Annotated in this window: 25 protein-coding genes; 18 read left to right on the forward strand and 7 right to left on the reverse strand. The window is 71.6% G+C overall.

The genetic code is table 11. The features are described 5' to 3' along the window. The first annotated feature begins 1 nt into the window (after position 1). From ASD19_RS01055 to ASD19_RS01095, 9 genes are all read left to right on the forward strand, one after another. The gene (locus tag ASD19_RS01055) at positions 2–400 is read left to right on the forward strand and encodes a Fur family transcriptional regulator (protein WP_055987910.1); all 399 of its coding nucleotides are present in this window, start codon (positions 2–4) and stop codon (positions 398–400) included. After that, the gene (locus ASD19_RS01060; protein ID WP_055988216.1) at positions 397–1,425 is read left to right on the forward strand and encodes a permease; all 1,029 of its coding nucleotides are present in this window, start codon (positions 397–399) and stop codon (positions 1,423–1,425) included. Before ASD19_RS01055 ends, ASD19_RS01060 begins: the two co-directional genes overlap by 4 nt. A 7-nt stretch (positions 1,426–1,432) precedes the next feature. Continuing rightward, positions 1,433–2,263 carry a TIGR03943 family putative permease subunit gene (locus ASD19_RS01065; RefSeq protein ID WP_055987911.1) on the forward strand — a complete coding sequence of 277 codons (831 nt, stop codon included), beginning with the start codon at positions 1,433–1,435 and terminating at the stop codon, positions 2,261–2,263. Further along, a complete protein-coding gene (locus tag ASD19_RS01070) occupies positions 2,253–3,680 on the forward strand; it encodes a hypothetical protein (RefSeq protein WP_055987913.1) in 1,428 nt (475 codons plus the stop codon). The genes ASD19_RS01065 and ASD19_RS01070 overlap by 11 nt, the downstream gene beginning before the upstream one ends. Continuing rightward, on the forward strand, positions 3,677–4,348 hold the full coding sequence (locus tag ASD19_RS01075) for a DNA-3-methyladenine glycosylase (protein ID WP_055988218.1): 672 nt from the start codon (positions 3,677–3,679) through the stop codon (positions 4,346–4,348). Before ASD19_RS01070 ends, ASD19_RS01075 begins: the two co-directional genes overlap by 4 nt. Positions 4,349–4,792: 444 nt before the next feature. Further along, positions 4,793–5,029 carry a 50S ribosomal protein L28 gene (gene rpmB, locus ASD19_RS01080; protein ID WP_055987914.1) on the forward strand — a complete coding sequence of 79 codons (237 nt, stop codon included), beginning with the start codon at positions 4,793–4,795 and terminating at the stop codon, positions 5,027–5,029. Next, complete coding sequence (gene rpmG, locus ASD19_RS01085; protein WP_055987916.1) at positions 5,029–5,199, forward strand: 50S ribosomal protein L33; 171 nt, start codon at positions 5,029–5,031, stop codon at positions 5,197–5,199. The genes rpmB and rpmG overlap by 1 nt, the downstream gene beginning before the upstream one ends. 2 nt (positions 5,200–5,201) lie before the next feature. Then, positions 5,202–5,507 carry a 30S ribosomal protein S14 gene (gene rpsN, locus ASD19_RS01090; protein WP_055987918.1) on the forward strand — a complete coding sequence of 102 codons (306 nt, stop codon included), beginning with the start codon at positions 5,202–5,204 and terminating at the stop codon, positions 5,505–5,507. 90 nt (positions 5,508–5,597) lie between these two features. Then, entirely contained in the window at positions 5,598–6,722 is a 1,125-nt protein-coding gene (locus ASD19_RS01095) for an alpha/beta hydrolase (RefSeq protein ID WP_055987920.1), read from the forward strand. Between the two features lie 158 nt (positions 6,723–6,880). On the opposite strand, the gene ASD19_RS01100 is transcribed toward ASD19_RS01095, so the two are convergent. The 3 genes from ASD19_RS01100 to ASD19_RS01110 form a co-directional block, all read right to left on the reverse strand. Further along, on the reverse strand, positions 6,881–8,083 hold the full coding sequence (locus tag ASD19_RS01100) for a Gfo/Idh/MocA family protein (protein WP_055987922.1): 1,203 nt from the start codon (positions 8,081–8,083) through the stop codon (positions 6,881–6,883). Continuing rightward, entirely contained in the window at positions 8,080–9,282 is a 1,203-nt protein-coding gene (locus ASD19_RS01105) for a Gfo/Idh/MocA family protein (protein WP_055987923.1), read from the reverse strand. Before ASD19_RS01105 ends, ASD19_RS01100 begins: the two co-directional genes overlap by 4 nt. A 106-nt stretch (positions 9,283–9,388) precedes the next feature. Continuing rightward, positions 9,389–10,150 carry a GntR family transcriptional regulator gene (locus ASD19_RS01110; protein WP_055987924.1) on the reverse strand — a complete coding sequence of 254 codons (762 nt, stop codon included), beginning with the start codon at positions 10,148–10,150 and terminating at the stop codon, positions 9,389–9,391. 160 nt (positions 10,151–10,310) lie between these two features. On the opposite strand from ASD19_RS01110, the gene iolC reads away from it, so the two are divergent. From iolC to ASD19_RS01150, 8 genes are all read left to right on the forward strand, one after another. Further along, complete coding sequence (gene iolC, locus ASD19_RS01115) at positions 10,311–11,255, forward strand: 5-dehydro-2-deoxygluconokinase (protein ID WP_134745259.1); 945 nt, start codon at positions 10,311–10,313, stop codon at positions 11,253–11,255. Between the two features lies 1 nt (position 11,256). After that, positions 11,257–12,162, forward strand: coding sequence for a class I fructose-bisphosphate aldolase (locus tag ASD19_RS01120; protein ID WP_055987928.1), 906 nt, complete (start codon positions 11,257–11,259; stop codon positions 12,160–12,162). Between the two features lie 28 nt (positions 12,163–12,190). Beyond that, entirely contained in the window at positions 12,191–13,744 is a 1,554-nt protein-coding gene (locus ASD19_RS01125) for a CoA-acylating methylmalonate-semialdehyde dehydrogenase (protein ID WP_055987930.1), read from the forward strand. Between the two features lie 79 nt (positions 13,745–13,823). Continuing rightward, positions 13,824–14,732, forward strand: a complete 909-nt coding sequence (gene iolB / locus ASD19_RS01130; RefSeq protein WP_055987931.1) for a 5-deoxy-glucuronate isomerase — start codon at positions 13,824–13,826, stop codon at positions 14,730–14,732. A gap of 4 nt (positions 14,733–14,736) precedes the next feature. Next, complete coding sequence (gene iolD / locus ASD19_RS01135) at positions 14,737–16,650, forward strand: 3D-(3,5/4)-trihydroxycyclohexane-1,2-dione acylhydrolase (decyclizing) (protein WP_055987933.1); 1,914 nt, start codon at positions 14,737–14,739, stop codon at positions 16,648–16,650. 27 nt (positions 16,651–16,677) lie between these two features. Then, complete coding sequence (locus tag ASD19_RS01140) at positions 16,678–17,628, forward strand: sugar phosphate isomerase/epimerase family protein (RefSeq protein WP_055987935.1); 951 nt, start codon at positions 16,678–16,680, stop codon at positions 17,626–17,628. A gap of 19 nt (positions 17,629–17,647) precedes the next feature. Then, entirely contained in the window at positions 17,648–18,661 is a 1,014-nt protein-coding gene (locus ASD19_RS01145) for a Gfo/Idh/MocA family protein (RefSeq protein ID WP_055987937.1), read from the forward strand. Between the two features lie 18 nt (positions 18,662–18,679). Then, positions 18,680–19,546, forward strand: a complete 867-nt coding sequence (locus ASD19_RS01150; RefSeq protein WP_055987939.1) for a sugar phosphate isomerase/epimerase family protein — start codon at positions 18,680–18,682, stop codon at positions 19,544–19,546. A 53-nt stretch (positions 19,547–19,599) separates the two neighbouring features. Here the strand turns inward: ASD19_RS01150 and ASD19_RS01155 are convergent, their stop codons facing one another. Continuing rightward, entirely contained in the window at positions 19,600–20,355 is a 756-nt protein-coding gene (locus ASD19_RS01155) for a TIM barrel protein (RefSeq protein ID WP_055988220.1), read from the reverse strand. A 47-nt stretch (positions 20,356–20,402) separates the two neighbouring features. Continuing rightward, a complete protein-coding gene (locus tag ASD19_RS01160) occupies positions 20,403–21,431 on the reverse strand; it encodes a Gfo/Idh/MocA family oxidoreductase (RefSeq protein WP_055987940.1) in 1,029 nt (342 codons plus the stop codon). 140 nt (positions 21,432–21,571) lie between these two features. Here ASD19_RS01160 and ASD19_RS01165 point away from each other — a divergent pair, with 140 nt between their 5' ends. Continuing rightward, positions 21,572–22,567 (forward strand): LacI family DNA-binding transcriptional regulator, encoded by a 996-nt coding sequence (locus ASD19_RS01165; protein ID WP_200941030.1) that lies wholly within the window; start codon positions 21,572–21,574, stop codon positions 22,565–22,567. A gap of 54 nt (positions 22,568–22,621) precedes the next feature. Here the strand turns inward: ASD19_RS01165 and ASD19_RS01170 are convergent, their stop codons facing one another. Beyond that, positions 22,622–23,479: an ATP-binding cassette domain-containing protein gene (locus ASD19_RS01170; RefSeq protein WP_442922486.1), complete on the reverse strand. Its 858-nt coding sequence runs from the start codon at positions 23,477–23,479 to the stop codon at positions 22,622–22,624. Continuing rightward, a complete protein-coding gene (locus tag ASD19_RS01175; RefSeq protein WP_055987942.1) occupies positions 23,476–24,531 on the reverse strand; it encodes an ABC transporter permease in 1,056 nt (351 codons plus the stop codon). Before ASD19_RS01175 ends, ASD19_RS01170 begins: the two co-directional genes overlap by 4 nt. Positions 24,532–24,570 lie beyond the last annotated feature (39 nt).

Genomic DNA, 24,570 nt, shown 5'->3' on the forward strand with positions numbered 1-24,570 from the left:
CATGGCGGTGCAGCGGAACACGTGGCAGCGCGAGCGGGTGCGGGACGCGCTCGCCGACGCGCGCGGCTTCGTGAGCGCGCAGACCCTGCACGCCGCGCTGCGCGACGAGAACACCGGCATCGGCCTGGCCACCGTGTATCGCGCCCTGGCCGGGCTCGCGGCCGCGGGCGAGGCCGACTCGCTGCAGAGCCCCGAGGGCGAGGCGCTCTACCGCGCCTGCACCATGAGCGGGCATCACCACCATCTGATCTGCCGCTCGTGCGGGCTGGCCGTCGAGATCGAGGCCACCGCCGTCGAGAAGTGGGCCCACGACACCGCCGCGCGCCACGGCTTCCGCGACGCGGAGCACGTGGTCGACATCTTCGGCCTGTGCGAGTCGTGCGCCGCCGGGAAGGCATGACGCTCACCCGCGATCGCGGCGCCCCGGCGCCGACCGCCTCCCCGGCCACCCGCATCGCGGTCGGGGCCGGCATCGGCGTGGCCGCGATCGGCGTGCTCGTGCTGCTCGACGTGTTCGCGCCCGCCCTGTTCCCGCAGGCGCTGCCGACCCGCGTGCAGGACGGGCTGACGCTCGCGCTCAGCGTGCTGATCGAGTCGCTGCCGTTCGTGATGCTCGGCGTGATCCTCTCGATCGCGGTCCAGGTGTGGGTGCCCGCCAGTGCGATCGAGCGGTTCATGCCGCGGCGGGCATGGGCGCGGCGCGCGGTGCTGTCGCTGCTCGGCATGCTCATCCCGGTGTGCGAGTGCGGCAACGTGCCGTTCGCGCGCGGCCTGCTGATGCGCGGGATCACGCCGGCCGAGACCCTGACGTTCCTGGTGGCCGCGCCGATCGTCAACCCGATCGTGATCATCACGACGCACGCCGCGTTCGGCTGGGACGGCGGCATCCTGATCGCCCGGATCGTCGGCGGCTGGCTGATCGCGAACCTGATCGGCTGGATCTACAGCCGTCACCCCGACCCGATGAGCCTCCTGACCGGTCGGTTCCTCGACACGTGCGAGGTCGTCGCGCACGAGACCGGCGGGCGCGGCCGCCGCAGCATCGCCCAGTTCATCGTCGAACTGCGGGCCGTGATGCCCGCGCTGATCATCGGATCGGCCATCGCCGGCGCCGTGCAGGTGGTCATCCCGCGCGACGCGCTGCTCGCGATCGGCTCGAACCCCGTGCTGTCGATCGTCGCGATGACCGCGCTGGCCATGACCGTGGCGATCTGCTCGAACGTCGACGCGTTCTTCGCGCTGTCGTTCGCCTCGACCTTCTCGCCCGGGTCGCTGATCGTGTTCCTCCTGGTGGGCCCGCTCGTGGACGTGAAGATGCTCGCGCTGATGCGCACCACCTTCACGACCCGCACGCTCGCCGGCATCGTGGCGGTCGTGCTGCTCGCGGCCTTCGCGATCGGGATCGGGGTGAACCTCGTTGTGTGATCACCGGATGACCGACCGCTGGGGATCCGTCGGCACGCGCTGGCTCGGCGTCGGGCTCGCCGCCGTGCTCGCGGTGGTCACGCTCGGGCTGGCCGTCACCGGTCGCCTCGCGCTGTACATCAACCCGGATCAGACGTGGTTCGCGGTCGGGATGGCCGTGCTCGCGCTGTTCGGCGCGGTCGCCTCGTTCGTCCTGCCGCTGGGGGCGGAGGGCGACCACGGGCACGACCATGGGCACGCGGCGGACCACGCGCACGGCGCCCGAGCCGAGGAGGAATCCGCGGCACCAGGACGATCCGCGCCGCATTCTCCTCGTCCCGCCGCCTTCTCCTTGTCTCGCGCCGCCACGGCGACCGGCGGCGTGCTGGCCTCGGCCGTCGCGGTCGCGGCGCTCGTGCTGCCGCCCGCGTCGCTGTCCGTGGACCTGGCGATGGCGCGCGACACCGGCACCGCGCCGCTGTTCGCCGGCGCGGACCAGGTGCTGCTGGCGGCGGCCGACACGAGCGAGTTCGGCGTGGGCGACTGGGCGTCCGTGTTCTCCAGCGCCACCAGCCCGGATGCCTACGAGGGCACGCACGTCACGCTGACGGGCTTCGTCACCCCCGACGAGGGCAACGCCGAGGCGCTCCGCCTGGGCCGCCTCGTGATCACGCACTGCGTGATCGACGCGCAGCCGGCCTCCGTCCCCGTCGTGTCGCCCGACTGGCGGGACGCGGTCGAGGTGGGCAACTGGATCCAGGTCGACGGCATCGTCACGACCGACGCGTCCGGCGCGCTCGTGATCGAGCCGCGCGAGATCTCCTCCATCCCGGAGCCGTCGGACCCGTATGAGTACTGACGCGACCCGCTCGCACGAGCGCCGCGACCGCCGCAGGGCGGGGCTGCGCCGCTTCGCGCTGACCCTCGTGGGCGTGCTCGCCGCGCTCGGGCTGCTGAGCGGTGCGGGCGCCGCCGTGAGCCTGGCGCAGGGGCCGCGCATCAGCGAGGTGCAGGCAGACCCCGCCTCGGCGATCGAGGTGGCGGGCTCCCGCGTGATCCTCACCGTGAACCAGTCCCTCGAGGAGATCGATCCGTCCCAGGTGAGCGTCACGCCCGCCGCGCCGTTCACGGTCGACGCCGTCGGGCGCAGCGTGGGCGTGCGCTTCGGCGTGCCGCTCGACGACGACACCGAGTACACCGTCACGGTCGAGGGCGCGCGGTCCCAGGGCGGCGGCCCGGCCGCGACGCTCCGGACGAGCTTCCGCACGCCGCCGGCCGAGGTGTTCCTGCTGCAGCGCGATCCCGAGGGCGACGACACCGTCTTCCGCTCGGGCATCGACGGCGAGCAGGCCGTGGCGGTGTACTCCGCGCCCGTGATCGAGGACTTCCGTGCGACATCCACGCGGCTCGTGGTCGCGACGGTCGAGGACGAGGTCTCCTCCCTGCACGTGATGGATCGCGACGGCGGGGACGTCACGGAGCTCGCGCTGCCCGGCGAGGGCATCGTGCAGGGGCTGCAGGTGTCGCAGCGCGGCGACCTGGTCGGCTACACCTACTCGGATCCGGGCGGCCAGGGGCACGCGAGCGTGCTGTTCACGGCCGAGCTCGGCGATCCGCAGGCCGAGCCGCGGCCCATCGAGGTCGGCGGCGAGCCCGTCAGCGTCGACCGCTGGCGGTTCGTGCCCGACTCCTCGGCGCTGCTGATGATCGGCTTCGACGGCGAGCTCGTGCTCACGGATCCCGAGAGCGACGCGGAGCCCACCCGGCTCGGCGGCGCCGTGACGATCGACGCGATCCAGCGCGGCACCTACACCGCGATCGTCGAGCGGGTGCAGGAGGGAATCGTCGCGCTCGACCTGACCACGGGCGAGGAGGCGCCGCTCGTCGAGCCCGAGGGCGACCTGGGCCTGCTGGGCGCGGTCGTGCCGGTCCCGGAGGGCGGCGAGGCCCGCGGCGGCACGGTGCGCCAGTACCAGCAGATGGTCGACCCGACGCGGCCCGGTTCCCAGCTGATCGTCCACGTGGCCGACGACGGCGCGACCCGCCAGCTGTTCGAGGTGGGGTCGCAGGACGCGCTGCTCCAGTCGTGCGTGTCGCCCAGCGGCCGCTACGTGGCCGCGCTCGTGGCGCCCGACATCCTGTCCAACCCGTACGACGTCGGCACCCACCCCGTGCCGCGCGATCTCGAGACCCACATCGTGGCGCTCGACACGGGGGAGCCGGTCTCGGTGCTGCGCGGGTTCGACATCAGCTGGTGCACGGTGGGTCCGTGGTGAGCGGATCCGCGGGGCACAGGCCCGCCGCCCGCGACGACCTCGCCGGGCTTCCGTCCGAGGTGGCGCCCCGGCTGCTCGGCGGCATCCTCGAGACGACCCTCCCCGACGGGGTCGTGGCCGTCCGGATCACCGAGGTGGAGGCCTATCACGGGCTCGGCTCGGGCGAGGTGCACGACCCCGGATCGCACGCGCGCATGGGCCCGACCGCGCGCAACGCCACGATGTGGGGCGAGGCAGGGCACCTGTACGTGTACCTCAGCCACGGGATCCACTCGTGCGTCAACGTGGTGTGCGGCCCGGTCGGCCAGGGCGACGGCGTCCTGCTGCGCGCGGGCGAGATCGTGCGCGGCACGGAGGTGGCCCGCGCCCGTCGCGAGGCCAGGGGCGTCGCCCGCACCGACCGCGACCTGGCCCGGGGGCCGGGGCGGCTCGGGGACGCGATCGGCCTGCGCCACCCCGCGCACGACGGCATCGACGCCATCACGGGCGAGCCGCGGGCGGGGGCCGTCGCGCGCCTCCACCTGCTCGAGGAGCCGCTCGCGGGTGTCGCGACCGGCCCGCGCGTCGGCGTCGCGGGCATCGCCGGAACGGCCGCGTACCCCTGGCGCTTCTGGATCCCGGGCGACCCCACGGTCTCCCCGTTCCGCCCGGGCCGCGGCGCCGCCTGACCCGTGGGAAGCTCGATGCCGTTTCGTCTCCGCTTCGCTCCGCTCAACGACCGGCAGCGGCTCTCATCACCTACCGTCGTGCGAGCGTCCCCGTGCGCTTCTCCGTCCGTCGCATTCGCGACGGACGGAGCCTCGGCGCCGGGGGCCCAGCGAGCGTGCCGCGGATGCGGCCAAGACGCAGCGCGAAGCGCTGCCGAACGGAGCGAAGCGACGTTCCTCGCTCGCGAGTGTCCGGCGCGGAGCGTCGGCGCGAGCGTGCGAGGCGCTTCTAGAAAGTAGGCGACACGCCCGGTGTGGTAGAGTTGTCGATTGTCTGCGTGCACTCCTGTGCGCAGTTCGTGCATCCCCTCCCGAACACAGCCCGCAAGGGTCGGGTCGGTCATGTGCAGACAAGAGACCTTGGGTGGCGTCGTCTGACGCCACGGTATTGAAGGAGAAACCACTATGGCTGCTGTGTGCCAGGTGACCGGTGCCGTTCCCGGCTTCGGTCACAACATCTCGCACTCGCACCGCCGGACGAAGCGCCGCTTCGACCCGAACGTGCAGAAGAAGACCTACTTCGTTCCGTCGCTCGGTCGCAAGATCACGCTGAACGTGTCGGCTAAGGGCATCAAGGTCATCGACGCCCGCGGCATCGAGTCGGTCGTCAAGGACCTGATCGCGAAGGGTGTGAAGCTCTAATGGCCAAGAAGGCACAGGACATCCGTCCGATCATCAAGCTGCGTTCGACGGCGGGCACCGGTTACACCTACGTGACCAAGAAGAACCGCCGCAACACCCCCGACCGCCTCGTGCTCAAGAAGTACGACCCCGTGGTCCGCAAGCACGTCGACTTCCGCGAGGAGCGTTAATCATGGCCAAGAAGAGCAAGATCGCTCGCAACGAGCAGCGCAAGGAGATCGTCGCCCGCTACGCCGAGAAGCGCGCGACCCTCAAGAAGCAGCTCATCGACCCGAACGCGACCGACGAGGAGCGCGAGGCCGCTCGTCTCGGTCTGCAGAAGCTCCCGCGCAACGCGTCGCCGGTGCGCGTCCGCTCGCGCGACGTCATCGACGGCCGCCCGCGCGGTGTCCTGACGAAGTTCGGCATCTCGCGTGTCCGCTTCCGCGACATGGCGCACCGTGGCGAGCTGCCCGGCGTGACCAAGTCGAGCTGGTAAGACCCGCCGCGTCCCGGTGAACGGGATGTGATGCTCGAAGGGGCGAGGATCTCAGGATCCTCGCCCCTTCTGCGTTCATAGGATCGGATCATGCCGCTCGATCCGTTCTTCGCCGACCGTCTTCAGCGGCAGCGCAAGTACATGCTCGCGCAGGCCTGGGACGGCGTGAAGAAGCGGCTCGGCTGGCCCTGGTTCATGCGTCCGGCGGAGGAGCAGGCCGTGCGCACGGCGCCGCCGGCGGAGAAGGGGCGCGCCCGGGCGGCCGCCCGCGTGGAGGTGCGCGAGGACGTGCGCGCCTCCCGCCCGCACCCCAGCACGCGCCGGGCCGAGCACCGTCGCATCGCCCTCTCGTGGGACCGGGCGGAGCTGCGCAAGGTCGGCACGCCGCCGCCGCGCGTGCACACGATCGACCGGATCCTCTCGGTCGCGGGTGCCCCCGACGTGCGCCTGCGCATCTACTACCCGACCGAGGGCGGGCGGCCGGACGCCCCCGTGCCCGCGTGCCTGAGCTTCTTCGGCGGCGCGTTCCGCATCGGCGGCATCGACTACCCGACCACCGACGCGGCCAATCGTCGCCGCGCGGCCGACGCGAGGGTCGCCATGATCGCCGTCGGCTACGCGCTCGCGCCTGAGTACAAGTACCCCGTGCCGGTGCTGCAGGGGCACGCCGCGCTGGAGTGGGTGTTCGAGCACGCCGCGGACCTCGGCCTCGACCCCGAGCGGATCGGCCTGGCCGGCACGTCGGCGGGCGGGAACATCGCCGCGGCCGTCGCGCTCGCCAACCGCGATCGCGGGCGCCTGCCCGTGCGGCTGCAGCTGCTCGAGGTGCCGGTCGTCGACCTGACGGGGCGGCACATCGACCTGCGGGCGACGCGGGGCATCGGCATCCCGAGCTTCGTGATGCGGCGCGAGCTGCGGTCGGTGGCGCGCACCTACCTGCGCCACCAGAGCGACGCCTACGAGCCGTACGCGTCCCCGTTGCGCGCCGAGTCGCACGCGGACCTGCCGCCCGCGGTGATCCTCACGGCGCAGTACGACCCGCTGCGCGGCGACGGCGAGGCCTACGCGGCCGCGCTGCGGGTGGCGGGGGTGGACGCGAGCGCCGTGCAGTACCTCGGCGTGACCCACGACACCGCGATCTTCACGGGCGTGCTGTCGGCCGCGCGCCGCTGGCACAGCGACGTCGTGTCGGCGCTGCGCACGCTGCACGGCTGACGGGCCGGCTCGGCCGGCGCGAGACCGCAGATCGCCGCCCAGACCGCAGATCGCCGCCCGGACCGCCGTCGGCGACGCTGGTCTCGCCAGGGGCCTGCGGTCTCGCGGCTACCGGCCGGTGCGGGACCCCCCGATCCCCGCGCCGGCCGGTCGGTCGATCAGCGGACGACTGCCGCCACCGTCGGCAGGACGGCCTCCGGCACGGCGACCGCCGGCACGGGAACCCACGATCGGCGCTCCGCGCTGTCGAGCACGGCGTCCACCACAGTCGCCGCCGCCCACGCGTCGACGGCCGACGGCGCGAGCTGGCGGCCCTCGGCGACCGACGACAAGAACAGGGCCGCCTCGATCGTCTTCAGGTCGTCGAAGCCCATGCTCGTACCCGCGCCCGGCTGGAACCGCGAGAAGTCGCCGAAGCCGGGGCCCGCCATGATCGTCCGGTAGCCGTCGTGGGAGTCGGCCAGCTGCAGCTCGTTGAGCCGCTGGAAGTCCCACCGCAGCGATCCCTTCGTGCCGTACACCTCGAGCGTGTACTCCGCGCGCGGGCCGATCGCCACGCGGCTCGACTCGAGCACCGCCACGGCGCCGCCGTCGAGGCGCGCCAGGATGGCGGCGTAGTCCTCATTCTCGACCGCGCCCCGCGGGCCGCCCTCGGCGCCGCGCGAGAAGTGGCTCGCGGCCCCGGCCGCGGGCAGCGGCCGCTCGCGGATGAACGTCTCGGTGAGCGCCGAGACCTCCTGGATGCGCCCGACGACGTGCTGCACGAGATCGGCGCCGTGCGCCAGCAGGTCGCCGAGCACGCCCGACCCCGCGCGCTCGCGCAGGAAGCGCCACGTCAGCGCGCCATCGGGATCCGACGAGTAGTCGGCGAGGAGCGCGACGCGCACGTTCGTGATGTCGCCGATCGCGCCCGATCGCACGAGCTCGCGCGCCTTCGCGATCGCGGGGGCGTGGCGGTAGTTGAACCCGACGGCGCTCACGAGCCCGCGCGCGGCGGCCGCCGTGGCGACTTCGCCCGCCTCGGCCGCGGTGCGGCCCATGGGCTTCTCGATCCAGAACGGCTTGCCGGCCTCGATCGCCGCCAGTGCGACCTCGTGGTGCAGGAAGTTGGGCGAGCAGATCGACACGATATCGATGTCGTCGCGCGCCATCAGTTCGCGGTAGTCGGCGACGGCCTCCTGGTACCCGAGCGCGTCCAGCGCGTGCGCCCGCCCGCCCGCGTCGGGGTCGGCCGCGACGGCGAGCTCGGCGCGCACGGGCAGCTCGGGGTAGTGCGCGCGGGCCGCGAGGTACGACCGCGAGTGGAGCCGGCCCATCCAGCCGACCGAGACCAGCCCGACGCGCAGTGTGCGCGGCGTCATGCGCCCACCGCCGCGAGTGCCGGGACGTCCACGGACTCGCCCGCGGCCGTCGCGGAGCGCGCCACGGCGTCGAGCAGCAGCATGTTGCGCACGCCCTCGTCGAACGACGCGCAGCGCGGCAGCGAGGCGGACTCGGGGATGCCGGCGACCTCCTCCAGGAACGCGCGCGCCTGGTAGACGAACATGTCGTTCTGGCCGATGCCGACGCCGGTCGCGTCCATCGGCAGGCCGCCCGCGATGTAGGGGTGCTGAGGGCCGAGCTGGACCGTGCGATAGCCCGAGATCTCGGGGTCGTCCGCGTGGAACGCGACTTCCACCTGTGAGGGGTTGCGCTGATCCCAGCGCGCGGCCCCCTGGGAGCCGAAGACCTCGAAGAACAGCGAGTTGGCGTGGCCGACCGCGACGCGGGAGACCTCCAGCGTGCCGCCGCCGCGCGCGAACTCCACACCGAACGCCGCGTAGTCGTCGTTCTCGACGGGGGACTTCTCGTCGCTCACGGCCCCGCGGGTGTGCCCCACCACTGCGCCGAGGGGCACGGGGCGCTCGGTGATCACGGTCGAGAGCTGTCCGCCGCGGACGCGCAGGATGTCGCCCGCCACGAACTCCGCGATGTAGGCGAGGTGGCTGCCGACGTCGGCGAGCGCGCCGGACCCGGCGGGACCCTGATAGCGCCAGCTCATGGGCGCGTCGGGGTGTGCGCCGTAGTCGGTCCAGTAGCGCCCGCTGAAGTGCAGGACGTCGCCCAGCCGCCCCGACTGCACGAGGTCGCGGATGAAGGCGATGCCGGGCGCGCGGCGGTAGCTGAAGCCGATGCGCGCGACGGTCGACGCGCCGCGTGCGGCATCCGCCATCGCCTGCGCGCTCTCGATCGAGTCGGACAGCGGCTTCTCGCACAGCACGTGCTTGCCGGCCGCGAGCAGCCCCTCGACGATCTCGCGATGCAGGAAGTTCGCGACCACGACGCTGACCACGTGGATGGAGTCGTCGGCGGCGATCGCGCGCCAGTCCGCATCATGGCGCTCGAATCCGAAGCGGCGGGCCGCCGCTTCGCCGAGCTGTTCGTTCATGTCGCAGATGGACACGAGCCGCACGGGCGGAAGGGTCGAGTCGTAGACGGCCGTCGCGGTTCGGTAGGCGGCGGCGTGGGCCTTGCCCGCCATGCCCGCGCCGATGACGGCGACGCCGATGGTGTCACCCATGGGTTCTCCCTTGAATCTAGTGAGCTTACCCGCGCCAGCGCGGGTAAAAGACCGAATGTCTTATCAAACTCTAGGGAGACAGGGGTGCCGGGTCAACGGCCTGCGACTACTTCGCGACGAGCGTGGTCTCGAAGCTGTACATGTCGGGCCGGTAGCAGTGTCGGCCGAACTCGACGGCGTGCCCGGACCCGTCGTACGCGACGCGCTCCATGGTGAGCAGCGGGCTGCCCTTGTCGATGTCGAGCAGCTGCGCCTCGTCGCCGTGCTCGCGGCGCGCGCCGATGCGCTGCTTCGCGACCCGGATGGCCACGCCGCGGGAGCGCATGATCTGGTAGAGCCCGCGCTCCTCCAGCTGCTCGCTCTGGATGTCGGTGAACTCCGCCGGCAGCCAGTTCTCGAGGAGCGCGACGGGTACGCCGTCGGTGCTGCGCTGCCGGCGCAGATACAGCACGTCGGACCCGGCCGGAAGACCGAGCTGCTCCGCGACGTCGTCCGGCGCCGAGCGCACCTCCCGCTCGATCACACGCGTGGCGGGCTCGTGGTGCGTGCTCTGCAGATCCTCGTACAGGCTCGTCAGCTCGACCTGGCGCGTCACCTGACCCTGCACCACCTGCGTGCCGATGCCGCGGCGCCGCACGAGCAGGCCCTTGTCCACCAGCTCCTGGATGGCGCGCCGCACAGTGGGGCGGGACAGGCCGAGGTGCTGGCCGATCGCGATCTCGTTCTCGAGGCGCGCTCCCGCGGGGATCTCGCCCGAGCGGATGGCCGACTCGAGCCGGCTGGACACCTGGTAGTACAACGGGACGGGGCCCGTGCGGTCCAGATCCGCGAAGAGGTGGTCGGGCCACACCGCCTGATCCATCGCCATCTCCGTGCTCCCTCCCGGCCACCATGGGCCTAATGTCCCGACAATGTTACCGCTGGGCGGGTTTGTCATCCGCAGGGACTTGCATTCCCCTTTTGCTTGTGAGATTGTCAGGACATATCACCGGAGGGCGCAGTCGCCCGAGATGACAACGGAGCAGGGGATGAGCTACACGACCGACGTACTCGCAATCGGCCGACTCGGCGTCGACATCTATCCGCTGCAGGACGGCGTCGGCCTGGAGCAGGTCGAGACGTTCGGCAAGTACCTGGGCGGCACCGCGGCGAACGTCACGGTCGCGGTCGCGCGCTACGGCCACGCCTCGACGCTGGTGTCGCGCGTCGGCGACGACCCGTTCGGGCGCTACCTGCTCGCGGAGCTCGCGCGACTCGGCGTCGACAACCGCTTCGTCGGCACCGACCCCGCGCTGAACACGCCCGTCACGTTCTGCGAGATCTTCCCGCCCGACGACTTCCCCCTGTACTTCTACCGCGAGCCCAAGGCGCCCGACCTTAACGTCGACACGACGCAGATCGACTCCGACGCCGTCCGCGCCGCGCGCATCCTGTGGGTCACCACCACGGGTCTCAGCGCCGAGCCGAGCCGCGAGGCCCACCACGCGGCGCTCGCAGCGCGCGGTCGAGCCCAGCACACCATCCTGGACCTCGACTACCGGCCCATGTTCTGGACCGAGCCGGGTGACGCCACGGCGCAGATCGCGCCCGTGCTCGAGCAGGTGACGGTCGCGGTCGGCAACCGCGAGGAGTGCTTCGTCGCGGTCGGCGAGAGCGAGCCGATGCGCGCGGCCGACGCCCTGCTCGAGCGCGGCGTCGAGATCGCGATCGTCAAGCAGGGTCCCAAGGGCGTGCTCGCCAAGACGCGCGACGAGGTCGTCGAGGTGCCCGTGCACCCCGTCGACGTCGTCAACGGCCTCGGGGCCGGCGACGCGTTCGGCGGGGCCCTGTGCCACGGGCTGCTCGAGGGCTGGGGCCTCGAGCGCACGCTGCGCTTCGCCAACGTCGCCGGCGCGATCGTCGCGTCGCGTCGCGAGTGCTCCACCGCCATGCCGACGGCCGATGAGGTCGAGACCATCCTGCAGGGGGCCTGACATGTCCGAACTCTCCGCGGCCGACTTCGATCGCCTGCGCGACATCCGTGCGCACCGCCCGCACGAGATCGCCGACGTCTTCGCCGCCCGGCGGCGCCGCGAGGTGCTGCAGGGTGACGGCCGGCTGTTCATCATCGCGGCGGACCACCCCGCGCGCGGCGCGCTCGCGGTGGGGTCGAACGCCACCGCGATGGCCGACCGCTACGAGCTGCTGGAGCGGCTCGTGGTCGCGCTGCGCCACCCCGGCGTCGACGGAGTGCTCGGCACCCCCGACATCGTCGACGACCTCGCGGCGCTCGGGCTCCTCGACGGCAAGATCGTCGTGGGGTCGATGAACCGCGGCGGGCTGCGCGGCGCGAAGTTCGAGATGGACGACCGCTACACGGGCTACGACGTGCCCACCATGGCCGCGCGGGGCATCGACTTCGCCAAGACGCTCATCCGCGTGAACCTCGACGACGCCGACACCGCGCCGACGCTGCAGGCGACGGCGGACGCGGTCACCCAGGCCGCCGCGGCCCGGCTGCCGATCATGCTCGAGCCGTTCATGAGCCGCTGGCAGGACGGCCGCATCGTGAACGACCTCAGCACCGACGCGGTCATCCTGTCGGTCGCGATCGCGTCGGGCCTCGGCGCCGACAGCGCCTACACGTGGATGAAGCTTCCCGTCGTCGACGACATGGAGCGCGTCATGGCCGCCACGACCATGCCGACGCTGCTGCTCGGCGGCGACTCCGGCGTCGACCCCGACGAGACCTTCGCGGCCTGGGAGGGGGCGCTCGCGCTCCCCGGCGTGCGGGGCCTCACCGTCGGCCGGACGCTCCTCTACCCTCCGGACGGCGACGTCGCCGGCGCGGTCGACACGGCCGCGCGTCTCGTGCACACCGACCTGCCGTCGCTCGTCTGACCTCCCCTCCAGAACCGAAGGACTTCCCATGAGCACCACCGAGACCACCATCGCCGACCGCGGTGTCGACGCCGGCCTGCCCGTGATCGGGCACTGGATCGACGGAGCCGTGCGCCCCTCGACGAGCGGACGCACCGCGCCCGTGTACAACCCCGCCACCGGCGCGGTGTCCGCGCACGTCGCGCTCGCCGACGAGGCCGAGATCGAGGAGGCGCTCGCCTCCGCGCAGCGCGGCTTCGAGACCTGGAGCCGCTACTCGATCGCCAAGCGCCAGACCGTGCTGTTCGCGTTCCGCGAGCTGCTCAACGCGCGCAAGGGCGAGCTCGCGGAGATCATCACGGCCGAGCACGGCAAGGTCCTGTCCGACGCGATGGGCGAGATCCTGCGCGGCCAGGAGGTCGTGGAGCTCGCGACCGGGTTCCCGCACCTGATCAAGGGTGCGTACAGCGAGAACGCGTCGACCGGGATCGACGTCTACTCGCTCAAGCAGCCGCTCGGCGTGACGGGCGTCATCAGCCCGTTCAACTTCCCGGCCATGGTGCCGATGTGGTTCTTCCCGATCGCGATCGCGGCCGGCAACTCGGTCGTGCTGAAGCCCAGCGAGAAGGACCCGTCCGCGGCGCTGTGGCTGGCGGGGCTGTGGAAGGAGGCCGGCCTGCCCGACGGCGTCTTCACCGTCCTGCAGGGCGACAAGCTCGCCGTGGACGGTCTGCTCACGGACGACCGGGTGCAGTCGATCTCGTTCGTCGGCTCCACGCCGATCGCGCAGTACATCTACGAGACCGCGTCGAAGCACGGCAAGCGTGTCCAGGCCCTCGGCGGCGCCAAGAACCACATGCTCGTGCTGCCGGACGCCGACCTCGACCTCGTCGCCGATCAGGCGATCAACGCCGGGTACGGCGCGGCAGGCGAGCGCTGCATGGCGATCTCGGTCGTGCTCGCGGTCGAGCCGGTCGCGGATGAGCTCATCGAGCGGATCAAGGAGCGCATCGCGCGGCTGCGCGTCGGCGACGGCGCGGGCGGCCCCGACGGCGAGCCCGACATGGGCCCGCTCATCACGCGCGAGCACCGCGACAAGGTCGCCGGCTACGTCGACATCGCGGAGGCGGACGGCGCGACGGTCGTGGTCGACGGCCGCGGCTTCGCGGTGGACGGCCGCGAGGACGGCTTCTTCTTCGGTCCGACGCTGCTCGACAACGTGCCGATCAGCTCGCGCGCGTACCAGGAGGAGATCTTCGGCCCCGTGCTGTCGGTCGTCCGGGTGAAGACGTTCGCGGAGGGCGTCGACCTCATCAACTCGGGCGCGTTCGGCAACGGCACCGCGATCTTCACGAACGACGGCGGAGCTGCCCGCCGCTTCCAGAACGAGATCCAGGTCGGCATGATCGGCATCAACGTGCCGATCCCCGTGCCCGTGGCGTATCACTCGTTCGGCGGCTGGAAGAAGTCGCTGTTCGGCGACGCCAAGGCGTACGGCGTGCACGGCTTCGACTTCTTCACGCGTGAGAAGGCCGTCACCAGCCGCTGGCTCGACCCGGCCACGCACGGGGGCATCAACCTCGGCTTCCCGCAGAACGATTGAGACTCGGCGAGCGAAGCGAGCAGCTCTTCGGTCGTTGAGCGAGCGAAGCGAGACGAAACGGGATGAAGTGAGCACGGCTATGAGTGGACGCTGGTTCCACCCGCGCGGATCCCTCGCGCGGGACGGCTGGGAGACCGTCGTCGACGGCACGATCGAGGGATGGGAGCACACGGGGCTGCGCGTCGCGCGGCTCGCGGCGGGGGAGGGGCTCCCGCTCGAGCCCGGCGCCGAGAAGCTCGTCGTGCCGCTCGCCGGCTCGTTCTCGGTCCGCGTGACCGAGGACGGCGACGAGCGCACGATCGAGCTCGCCGGGCGGGCGTCCGTGTTCGACGGCCCGACCGACGTGCTCTACCTCTCGGCGGCCGCGACCGCGGTGCTGAGCGGCGAGGGCCGCGTGGCGGTGGCCACGTCGCCGACCGACGAGATCCGTCCCACGCGCCGCATCGCGGCGACAGAGACGCCGGTCGAGCTGCGCGGTGCGGGAGCATCCAGCCGCCAGGTGCACAACTTCGGCACGCCCCAGGCGCTCGACGCCGCGCGATTCATCGTGTGCGAGGTCATCACGCCGGCCGAGAACTGGTCGTCGTACCCGCCGCACAAGCACGACGAGCACACGCCGGGCCACGAGTCGCGCCTCGAGGAGATCTACTACTTCGAAACCGCGCCGTCGCGGGTCGGCGGTGGCCGGGGAACGGCCGAGGCGTCTTTCGGGATGTTCAGCACCTACTCGTCGCCCGCGGGTGAGATCGACATCAACGCGCAGGTGCGCACGGGCGACGTCGCGCTCGTCCCGTACGGCTACCACGGCCCGGCCGTCGCGGCGCCGGGCTACGACCTCTACTACCTGAACGTCATGGCCGGGCCGGACGCCGAGCGCGTCTGGCTCATCAGCGACGACCCCGCGCACGCCTGGGTGCGCGAGACCTGGGACGGGCAGGAGTTCGACTCCCGGCTCCCGTACACGACCGACGAGAACAAGGAAGGCTGATCCCATGGGCAGCACCAAGCGGATGACCGTGAGCCAGGCGCTCGTGGAGTTCCTCGCGCACCAGTGGACGGTCGACGGCGACATCCGGGAGCGCACGATCCCCGGCGTGTTCGGGATCTTCGGGCACGGCAACGTGGCGGGCGTGGGTCAGGCCCTCAAGCAGGTGAACGAGGAGCAGCCCGACCTGATGCCCTACTACCAGGCCCGCAACGAGCAGGCCATGGTGCACCAGGCGGTGGGCTACGCGCGCATGCACCGCCGGCGCGCGACGTTCGCGTCGGCGGCGTCGGTGGGTCCGGGCGCGGCCAACATGCTGACGGGCGCGGCGCTCGCCACCTCGAACCGCCTGCCCGCGCTGCTGCTGCCGAGCGACACGTTCGCGACGCGCGTGGCCGACCCCGTGCTGCAGCAGCTCGAGCACCCGCACGACATCGGCATCCAGGTCAGCGACGCGTTCCGGCCACTGTCGCGGTTCTTCGACCGCGTGCAGCGGCCCGAGCAGCTGTTCTCGATCGCGCTCGCGGCGATGCGCGTGCTCACCGACCCCGCCGAGACCGGCGCGGTCACGATCGCGCTCCCCGAGGACGTCCAAGCCGAGGCGCTCGACGTGCCGCTCGAGTTCCTGCAGGACCGCGAGTGGCGCATCCGCCGGCCCCGCCCCGACCGCGACGCGCTCGCGCTCGCCGTGCAGGCGATCCGCGGCGCCAAGCGGCCCTTCCTCGTCGCGGGCGGCGGCGTGCTCTACTCGGGAGCCGAGGAGCAGCTGCGCGCGCTCGTCGAGGCGACGGGCATCCCGGTCGGGACGTCGCAGGCCGGCGGCGGCGTGCTGAACTGGGACCACCCGCAGTACCTGGGAGGCGTCGGCGCGACCGGCACGCTCGCGGCGAACCGCCTCGCGGCCGAGGCCGACGTGGTGATCGGGATCGGAACGCGCTACAGCGACTTCACGACCGCGTCGCGCACCGCGTTCCAGAACCCCGACGTGCGATTCGTCAACATCAACGTCGCCTCGTTCGACGCCTACAAGCACGGCACGCAGCTGCCGGTCGTGGCGGATGCGCGCGAGGCCCTGGTGGAGCTGTCCGACGCGCTCGCGGGTCTGCGCGTCGCGCCGGAGTACGGCGAGCGCATCGCGCGGGAGAAGGCGGAGTGGGACGCCACGGTCGACGCGGCGTTCGCCCCCTCCGGGCTCGCGCTCCCGGGCCAGCCCGAGATCATCGGCGCCGTGCAGCAGGCGAGCGGCCCGCAGGACGTGGTCGTGCAGGCGGCCGGATCGCTGCCGGGCGACCTCCACAAGCTGTGGCGCGTGCGCGATCCGCTCGGCTACCACGTCGAGTACGCCTTCTCGTGCATGGGGTACGAGATCGCGGGCGGCCTGGGCGTCAAGCGCGGCGCGGTCGCCGACGGCTCCGACCGCGACGTGATCGTCATGGTCGGCGACGGCTCGTACCTGATGCTCAACACCGAGCTCGTGACGGCGGTCGCGGAGGGGATCAAGATCATCGTGATCCTCATCCAGAACCACGGGTACGCGTCGATCGGGCACCTGTCCGAGACGGTCGGCTCCGAGCGATTCGGCACGAAGTACCGCGCGTACGACCCGCAGGCCCGCAACTTCGAGGGCGAGGACGTCCTCCCGGTGGACCTCGCCATGAACGCTCGCAGCTACGGCCTCGACGTGATCGAGATCGAGCCCGGCGCGAGCGCGATCGACGACCTGCGCGCCGCGGTGGCCCAGGCGAAGGCGTCCGATCGCTCGACCTTCATCCACATCAACAGCGACCCGCAGATCTACGCGCCGGACGGTGCGGGCTGGTGGGACGTGCCGGTCGCCGAGGTGTCGACCATCGCGTCGACCCAGGCCGCCCGCACCGAGTACGAGCAGCAGGTCCAGGCGCAGAAGCCGCTGCTCAGCTGAGCAGCACACCCACAGGAGACGACAGCAATGACCGACAGCATCCCCGAGGACGCGGACATCACGGTGCGGCACGACGCCGCGCTCCGCATCGGCACGGCCCCCGACTCGTGGGGCGTCTGGTTCCCGGACGACCCGAAGCAGGTGCCGTGGCAGCGCTTCCTGGACGAGGTCGTCCAGGCCGGGTACACCTGGATCGAGCTGGGCCCCTACGGCTACCTGCCGACCGACCCGCACCAGCTCGAGGACGAGCTCGGCAGCCGCGGGCTCAAGCTCTCGGGCGGCACGGTCTTCACCGGCTTCCACAAGAGCGACGACGAGTGGCAGCGCGCGTGGGACCAGGCCGTCAAGGTCGCCGGGCTCGCATCGCAGCTCGGTGCCGAGCACATCGTGGTCATCCCCGACCTGTGGCGCAGCGACGCCACGAGCGAGGTGCTCGAGGCGCGCACGCTGACCGACGAGCAGTGGGCGAAGCTCGCGGCGGGCCACGACCGCCTCGGCAAGGCGCTGTTCGAGGAGTACGGGGTCAAGCAGCAGTTCCACTCGCATGCCGACAGCCACATCGGCACGACGCGCGAGGTATTGCGATTCCTGGACGAGACCGACCCGCGCTACACCAACCTGTGCCTCGACACGGGCCACTTCGCGTACTACGGCGGCGACAACCTCAAGCTGATCGAGGAGCGTCCCGACCGCATCGGGTACCTGCACCTCAAGCAGGTCGACACGTCGCTGCTGTTCGACGTGCTCAAGAACGACGTCCCGTTCGCCGAGGCGGTCTCGCAGGGCATCATGATCGAGCCGCCGCACGGCGTGCCGGACCTCGGCCCGATCATCGAGGCGGTCGCGGCGATCGACCCTGAGATCTTCGCGATCGTGGAGCAGGACATGTACGGCTGCGACGTCGACACCCCGTTCCCGATCGCGGCCCGCACCCGCCAGCACATCTTCGGCTGCACGCACTTCGCGCGCCAGCACTGAGCCCCCAGGAGAAGACGACATGAGCCAGGACCTCCGCATCGGCGTCGTGGGCGCAGGCGCCATGGGCGCCGACCACATCGCCCGCATCACGCAGCGCATCAGCGGCGCCCGCGTCGCGGCGATCATCGAGCCCGACGCAGGGCGCGCCGCGTCCGCCGCGGGGAACGCGCCGGGGGCGCAGACCTTCACCCGCATCGAGGACGCGATCGCGGCCGACGCCGTCGACGCCGTGCTCATCGCGACGCCGGGTCAGTTCCACCTGCCCGTGCTCGAGCCGGCGCTCGCCGCGGGCCTGCCGATCCTCTGCGAGAAGCCGCTCACGCCCGACTCCGAGACGTCGCGCCAGGTGCTCGAGCTCGAGCAGCGACTCGATCGGACGCACATCCAGGTCGGCTTCATGCGCCGCTTCGACCCCGAGTACGCCCAGCTGCGCGAGCTCGTCGCCTCGGGCGAGGCGGGCGAGCTGCTCATGGTGCGCGCCGTGCACCGCAACCCGAGCGTGCCCGACAGCTACAGCCAGACGATGCTCATCACCGACTCGGTCGTGCACGAGTTCGACGTCGTGCCGTGGCTCGCCGGCTCGCCGATCGTGAGCGTCGAGGTGAAGTACCCGCGTCGCAACGACCTCTCGCCCGAGCGCCTGCGCGAGCCCATCCTCGTGCTCATCGAGCTCGAGAACGGGGTGCTCGTCGACGTCGAGATGAACGTCAGCGTGCAGTTCGGCTACCAGGTGGCGACCGAGGCCGTCTTCCAGCAGGGGATCGCCCGCATCGGCCAGCCGTCCGGGCTGCAGCTGTGGCAGGAGGGCCGTGTCTCGACCGCCGAGCATGTGAGCTTCACGACGCGGTTCGCGACCGCGTACGACAACGAGATCCAGCGCTGGGTCGACGCCGTGCGCGACGGACGCCTCGTCGACGGGCCGAACGCGTGGGACGGCTACCTCGTCGCGCTCGCGTGCGAGGCCGGCGTGCGCGCGCTCGACGGCGGCGTGCAGCCGGTCGACGCACCCGCCCGCCCCGCCTTCTACGCCTGATACCGAAGGAGCACGACGATGGTCCGCATCGCCCTCGATCCGACGCCGTTCCACGACGGGCACGCGCTGCTCGAGTTCCCCGACATCGCCGCACGGCTGGGCTACACGCACCTCCAGCTCACGCCTCACGCCGACTTCTCGCCCTTCTTCCGGTACCCGAAGGCCGACGACGGCCTCGTGGCGAAGCTGAAGAAGGCGGCGCGGGATGCCGGCGTGTCGATCCCGGCCATCCTCCCGGTTCAGCGCATCTCGTGGCCCGACGAGCCGCAGCGCCAGGCGGCCGTGCGGAACTTCCGCCGGATCATCCAGCTCGCCGTCGAGCTCGAGGTGCCCGTCATCAACACCGAGTTCTCGGGCCGCCCCGAGCGTCAGGAGGACTCCGAGGCGGCGTTCTACACCTCGATGGAGGAGCTCCTGCCGATCATCGAGCGCGAGGGCCTCCGCCTCAACGTCGATCCGCACCCCGACGACTTCGTCGAGGACGGCCTCGAGGGATGGCGCGTGCTGCGGGGGCTGAACTCCTCCGCCGTCGGCTTCGTGTACGTCGCCTCGCACACGTTCCACTACGGCGACCGCGCGACGACGCTCCTGCCCGAGATCGGCGACCGCATCGGCGCTGTGTACACAGCCGACACGTTCGACCACACGCGCTCGCACGGGCTCCGCTACATCACGAACCCGCCCGGCAACGCGGTGCGCGTGCACCAGCACCTGAAGATCGGCGACGGCGACGTGAACTGGGACGAGCTCTTCACGACGCTCCGCGAGATCGGCTACCTCGACCGCGACGACGCGCTCATCGTGTCGAACGTGTTCGCCGAGGACGAGAACCGCGACGAGGTGTCGCGCTACCAGCTCGAGAAGCTGCGCGAGCTGATCGGCTGACCGAAGCGCGACGAGGGGGATGGCGGCGCTGGCCGGCTTCCCCCTCCGAATGATCAGCCGGTCGCGGGAGCGAAGGCGGCGCGGAACGCCGCGAGCGCCTCCTCCGAGGTGGCGCGCGCCCACCCCTCGAGCCCGACGACTCCGCTGTATCCGAGGCGGTGGAGCGCTCGCGCGATGGCGGGGTACGCGATCTCGCCCGTACCTGGCTCGCATCGGCCGGGGACATCGGCGACCTGGACCTCGCCGATGAGCGGGAGCGCACGCTCGAGGAGCTCGATCAGATTCCCCTCGCCGATCTGCGCGTGATAGAGGTCCAGGTTCAGCCGGAGGTGAGGGCTGCCGACGGCCTCGACGAGCGCGATCGTGTCCGCCGCCCGGGCGAACGGCGTGCCCGGATGATCGACCGCGGTGTTGAGGTTCTCCAGGGTGAACACGCGGCCGTGTCTCTCACCGAGGGCGGCGACGCGATCGAGCGTGCGCGCCGCGGCGAACCAGTCGCGCGCGGAGACGCGCTCGTGCGGTGCCACGGGGAGGCCACGGTCGTCGAGCCCGGTGCCGTGCAGGTTCAGGCGGGGGCTGTCGATGACGCTCGCGGCCTCGAGCGAACGCGCAGCGCTCGCAAGGAGTTCGTCGGCGGCGTCGTCGTCGACGAGGCCCCCTGTGACGTATCCGGTCATGGACGAGAACGTCGCGCCGGTCGCGGCGAGCGCGGAGAGGTCCTTGGTCGGCCATCCCCAGATCTCCACCTGGAATCCCGCTTCGTCGAGCCGGCGCACCCGCTCGACGAAGGGAAGCTCGGTGAAGAGCATCTCCGCGCAGGCGGCCAGGGTGACGCCGGTGGGCCGGGGCGCGACGCTCACGCGACCCGGCCGTCCGCGCCGACGTGCACGACCGCGCCCCGCTCGATCGACGCGCGGCAGGCCAGCGCGAGGGCGAGCGCGGCGCGCGCGTCTTCACCGCGCGCGCCCGAGACGGCCCCGCTGCGGATCGCCTCGACGAACGCGGCGAGCTCGTCGGTGTAGGCCTGGTGGAACAAATCCACGTTCAGCCGCATCGTGTCGGCCGTCAAGCCGTCGCCGTCGTAGAGGCGCATGCTCGTCGCGCGTACATCCCCGGCCGTGACCATGCCGCTGTCGCCGAACACCTCCCCGCGCACGTCATAGCCGTATGCGGCTGAGAAGCTCGCCTCCGCCACGGCGATCGCGCCGTTGTCGTATCGCACGGTGACGACCGCGGTGTCGAGCAGCCCGCTCTCCTTGTACTCGGGGGCGACGAGCGCATCGGCGAGGGCGACGACCTCGACGGCCTTCGCGCCCGCATTGAACCAGTTCAGCGTGTCGAAGTCATGGATGAGGGTCTCCAGGAAGATCGTCCACGGCTTCACCGCGCTCGGATTCGCCAGCCCGGGGTCGCGCGTGAGCGACCGCAGCAGCTGCGGAGTGCCGATCCTGCCCGTGCGCACGGCGGCGTGCGCGGCCGCGAAATCGCGCGAGAAGCGGCGGTTGAATCCCACCTGCAGTGGGACGCCGGCCGCCGCGGCCGCGGCGATCGCACGATCCGCGTCCTCGAGTGTGAGCGCCATGGGCTTCTCCACGAACACCGCCTTGCCGGCCTCGGCCGCGGCGACGACGAGGTCGGGGTGGGTGAACGCGGGCGAGGCGATCACGACGCCGTCGATGTCGCTCGCCGCGATGAGGTCCGCGGCGTCGAGGAAGGTGCGGTCGACGCCACAGCGCGCCGCGACGCCCTCCGCGGCACCCGGTGCGGGATCCGCGACGGCGGCCAGCACGGCGCCGGGGATGCGCCGCGCGAGACTCTCGGCGTGGAACGCGCCGATCCAGCCGGAGCCGATCAGGCCGATGCGGACGGGGGTGGGGATGGTCATGGCGCCTCCAGCGCGACTCATGCGGCGCCGCCCTCCGCGGCCCATGCGCCGAGATTAGCACGTGCTAGTGTCACGTGCCAGTGTTCGTCGCAACCCGGTCCGATTGACCTCGATGCGCGTCTTCCATGCGACGATGGGGCGTGCCCGAACCGCGACCCACCATGAAGGACGTCGCCGATCACCTCGGCGTATCCCGACAGCTGGTGTCGCTCGTGCTCCGAGACCTGCCGGGCGCAAGTGAGGAGACCCGGCGCCGCGTGCGGGCCGCGGCCGAGGAACTCGGGTATCACCCCGACGATTCCGCGCGCGTGCTGCGTGGGCACCGTAGCCGGCGGCTCGGCGTGCTGTTCACGATGCGCGAGCCGTTCGAAGTGGATCTTGTCGAGGAGCTGTTCGCCGGCGCCGCCGAGCGGGGGTACGCTCTCGTCCTCGGGCCTCTCTCCGCGGCACGATCGCAGCGCACGGTTCTCGCCGAGCTCCTGGGTCAGCGGATCGAGGGACTGCTCGTGCTCGCCGCGGAGGGGGGATCGGCGACGATAGACGATCTGCCCGGCATCCCGCTCGTGCAGCTCGGCGGGCCGCGGGCGCTCGAGACCGCGGACGACGTGCGCGTCGACGACACGGCCGGCATCGATCTGCTGGTGGAGCACCTCGCCGGCCTCGGTCATCGTGCGATCACGCACGTCTCCGGCGGCGACGGGCCGAACGCCCGCGAGCGGCGGCTCGCCTATGAGGCGGCGATGGAGCGGCGGGGCCTCGCGCTCGACGTCGTCCCGGCCGCCTTCACGGAGGACGCCGGTGCGCGTGCGGCGCAGGACCTGCTGGCCCGGAAGCGGCTGCCGTCGGCGATCCTCGCGGCGAACGACCGGTGCGCGGCGGGGGTCCTGGGGACGCTCGTGCGCGCCGGCGTGCGGGTGCCGGCCGACGTCTCGGTGGCAGGGTTCGACGACAGCTCGATCGCGCGCCTGCCCTACACGCAGATGACGACGGTGCGGCATGATCCCGCGCGGCTGGCCGGGGCCGCGCTCGACGCGATCGTGCGCCGCATTGACGATCCCGATGCGACCACGGTGCGCCACCTTGAGCCGCCCCTCCTGATCGTGCGGGCTTCCACCGGGCCGGCGCTGGCCCGTTGAAGCGGATCGGCGGGCCCACCTGTCGGTGAGCCCGCCGCGGCGGATCCGGCGTCGTCAGCGGCGCCGTCGGGTGTCCTGCACGACCGTCCGGATGGCCTCGGTGCGGCCGCCGAGCTCCTGCAGCTCGTGGCTCAGCTCGGCGAGCTCGTCGCCGCCCGCCATCTGCCGCGTGAGCTCGTCGAGCGTGACCTCGTCGCGCTTCTTATCGAGCACGGCCTGGCCGAGCTTCAGGATGACGAAGTGGTCGCCCACCATGTACGCGTGGTGCGGGTTGTGTGTGATGAACACCACGCCCAGGCCCGCGTCACGCGCGGCGGCCACGTACTTGAGAACGACGCCCGACTGCTTGACGCCGAGCGCGGCCGTGGGCTCGTCCAGGATCAGCACTTTCGCGCCGAAGTAGACGGCCCGGGCGATCGCCACACACTGGCGCTGACCCCCCGAGAGCTCGCTGATCGGCTGGTCGAGGTCCTTCACGACGATGCCCATCTTGCGCAGCTCGGCATCCGCGATCGCCTTCATGTCACGGATGCTCATGCTCGCGAGCGGGATCTTCGAGCGCACCAGCTCGGAGCCGAGGAAGAAGTTGCGCCACACCTCCATGAGGCCCACGACGGCGAGGTCCTGGTAGACCGTCGCGATGCCGTCCTCGAGCGCCTGGCGGGGGGAGTCGTAGCGGCGCTCGGCGCCCTCGACGAGGAGGGTGCCCTCGGTGTGCGGGTGGAGTCCGGCCATGATCTTGATGAGCGTGGACTTGCCCGCCCCGTTGTCGCCGAGCACGCACGCGACCTCCCCGGCGTTGACGGTGAGGTTGATGCCCTTGAGCGCTCGGATGGCGCCGTAGCTCTTGCCGACCTCGGTCATCTGGATGAGCGGCGCACCGCTCTGAGGCGTGTCCGACATGGTCATCATCCGACCTTCCTGGCGGTGGAGAGCTTCTTGACGTAGAGATTCACGAGCACCGCGAGCACGAGCATCACGCCGAGGAACGCGCGGAACCAGTTCGGGTCCCACCCGGCGTAGACGATGCCGAGCGAGGTCATGCCGAAGATGAACGCGCCGATCGCGACGCCCAGCGCGTTTCCGAAGCCGCCGGTGAGGAGCGTTCCGCCCACGACCGCCGCGATGATGTACAGGAACTCGTTGCCGACGCCGTTGCCGGCCTGCAGCGTGTTGAAGCGGAACAGCGTGTGCATCCCGACGAACCAGCCGAGGAACGACACGGCCATGAACAGGCCGATCTTGACGCGGACGACGGGGACGCCGACGGCCCGTGCGGACGCGGCGTTGCCGCCGACCGCGTAGATCCAGTTGCCGAGACGCGTGCGCTGCAGGATCCACGCCGCGAGGCCCACGAAGGCCAGCCAGTAGATCACGCTGTTCCACACAGTGACGCCGGCGACGTCGAACGAGCCGGCGAAGATCGCCTTGAGCGCGCCGTAGCCGTCCATCTGCGAGATGTTCGGGCTCGCGACCGCGCCCGTGACGAGCTTGGTCACGCCCAGGTTGACGCCCTGCAGGATGAAGAACGAGCCGAGCGTGATGAGGAAGCTCGGGATGCCCGTGCGCATCACGAGGTAGCCGTTGATGAAGCCGATCGCGAGCGAGAACACCAGCGAGAGCACGGCGCCGACGATCAGGTTGATGCCGAGGTAGTAGCAGAATAGGGCGTTGAACAGTCCCGCGCTGGTGACGATGACGCCGGCGGAGAGGTCGAACTCGCCGCCGATCATGAGCAGGCCGACCGCGACCGCGACGATGCCGATCGTGGACGCCTGATAGAGGATCGTGAAGAACGCGTCCGGTGACCGGAACGCGGGCGCGACGACCAGGAAGAACACGAAGATGGCGGCGGCCGCGACCGCGGCGCCGACCTCCGGACGCGCGAGGAGGCGGTTCGACCAGCCGAGCTTCACGCGGTTCGAGTCCTCCGCCGGTGCGGAGGAGGCATAGCCCTGAGACATGGGGACTCCTGGGATCGGGGAGTGCGGGGCCGGTTGCCC

Origin of the sequence: Microbacterium sp. Root53, assembly GCF_001426925.1 — a bacterium.
Lineage (GTDB): Bacteria > Actinomycetota > Actinomycetes > Actinomycetales > Microbacteriaceae > Microbacterium.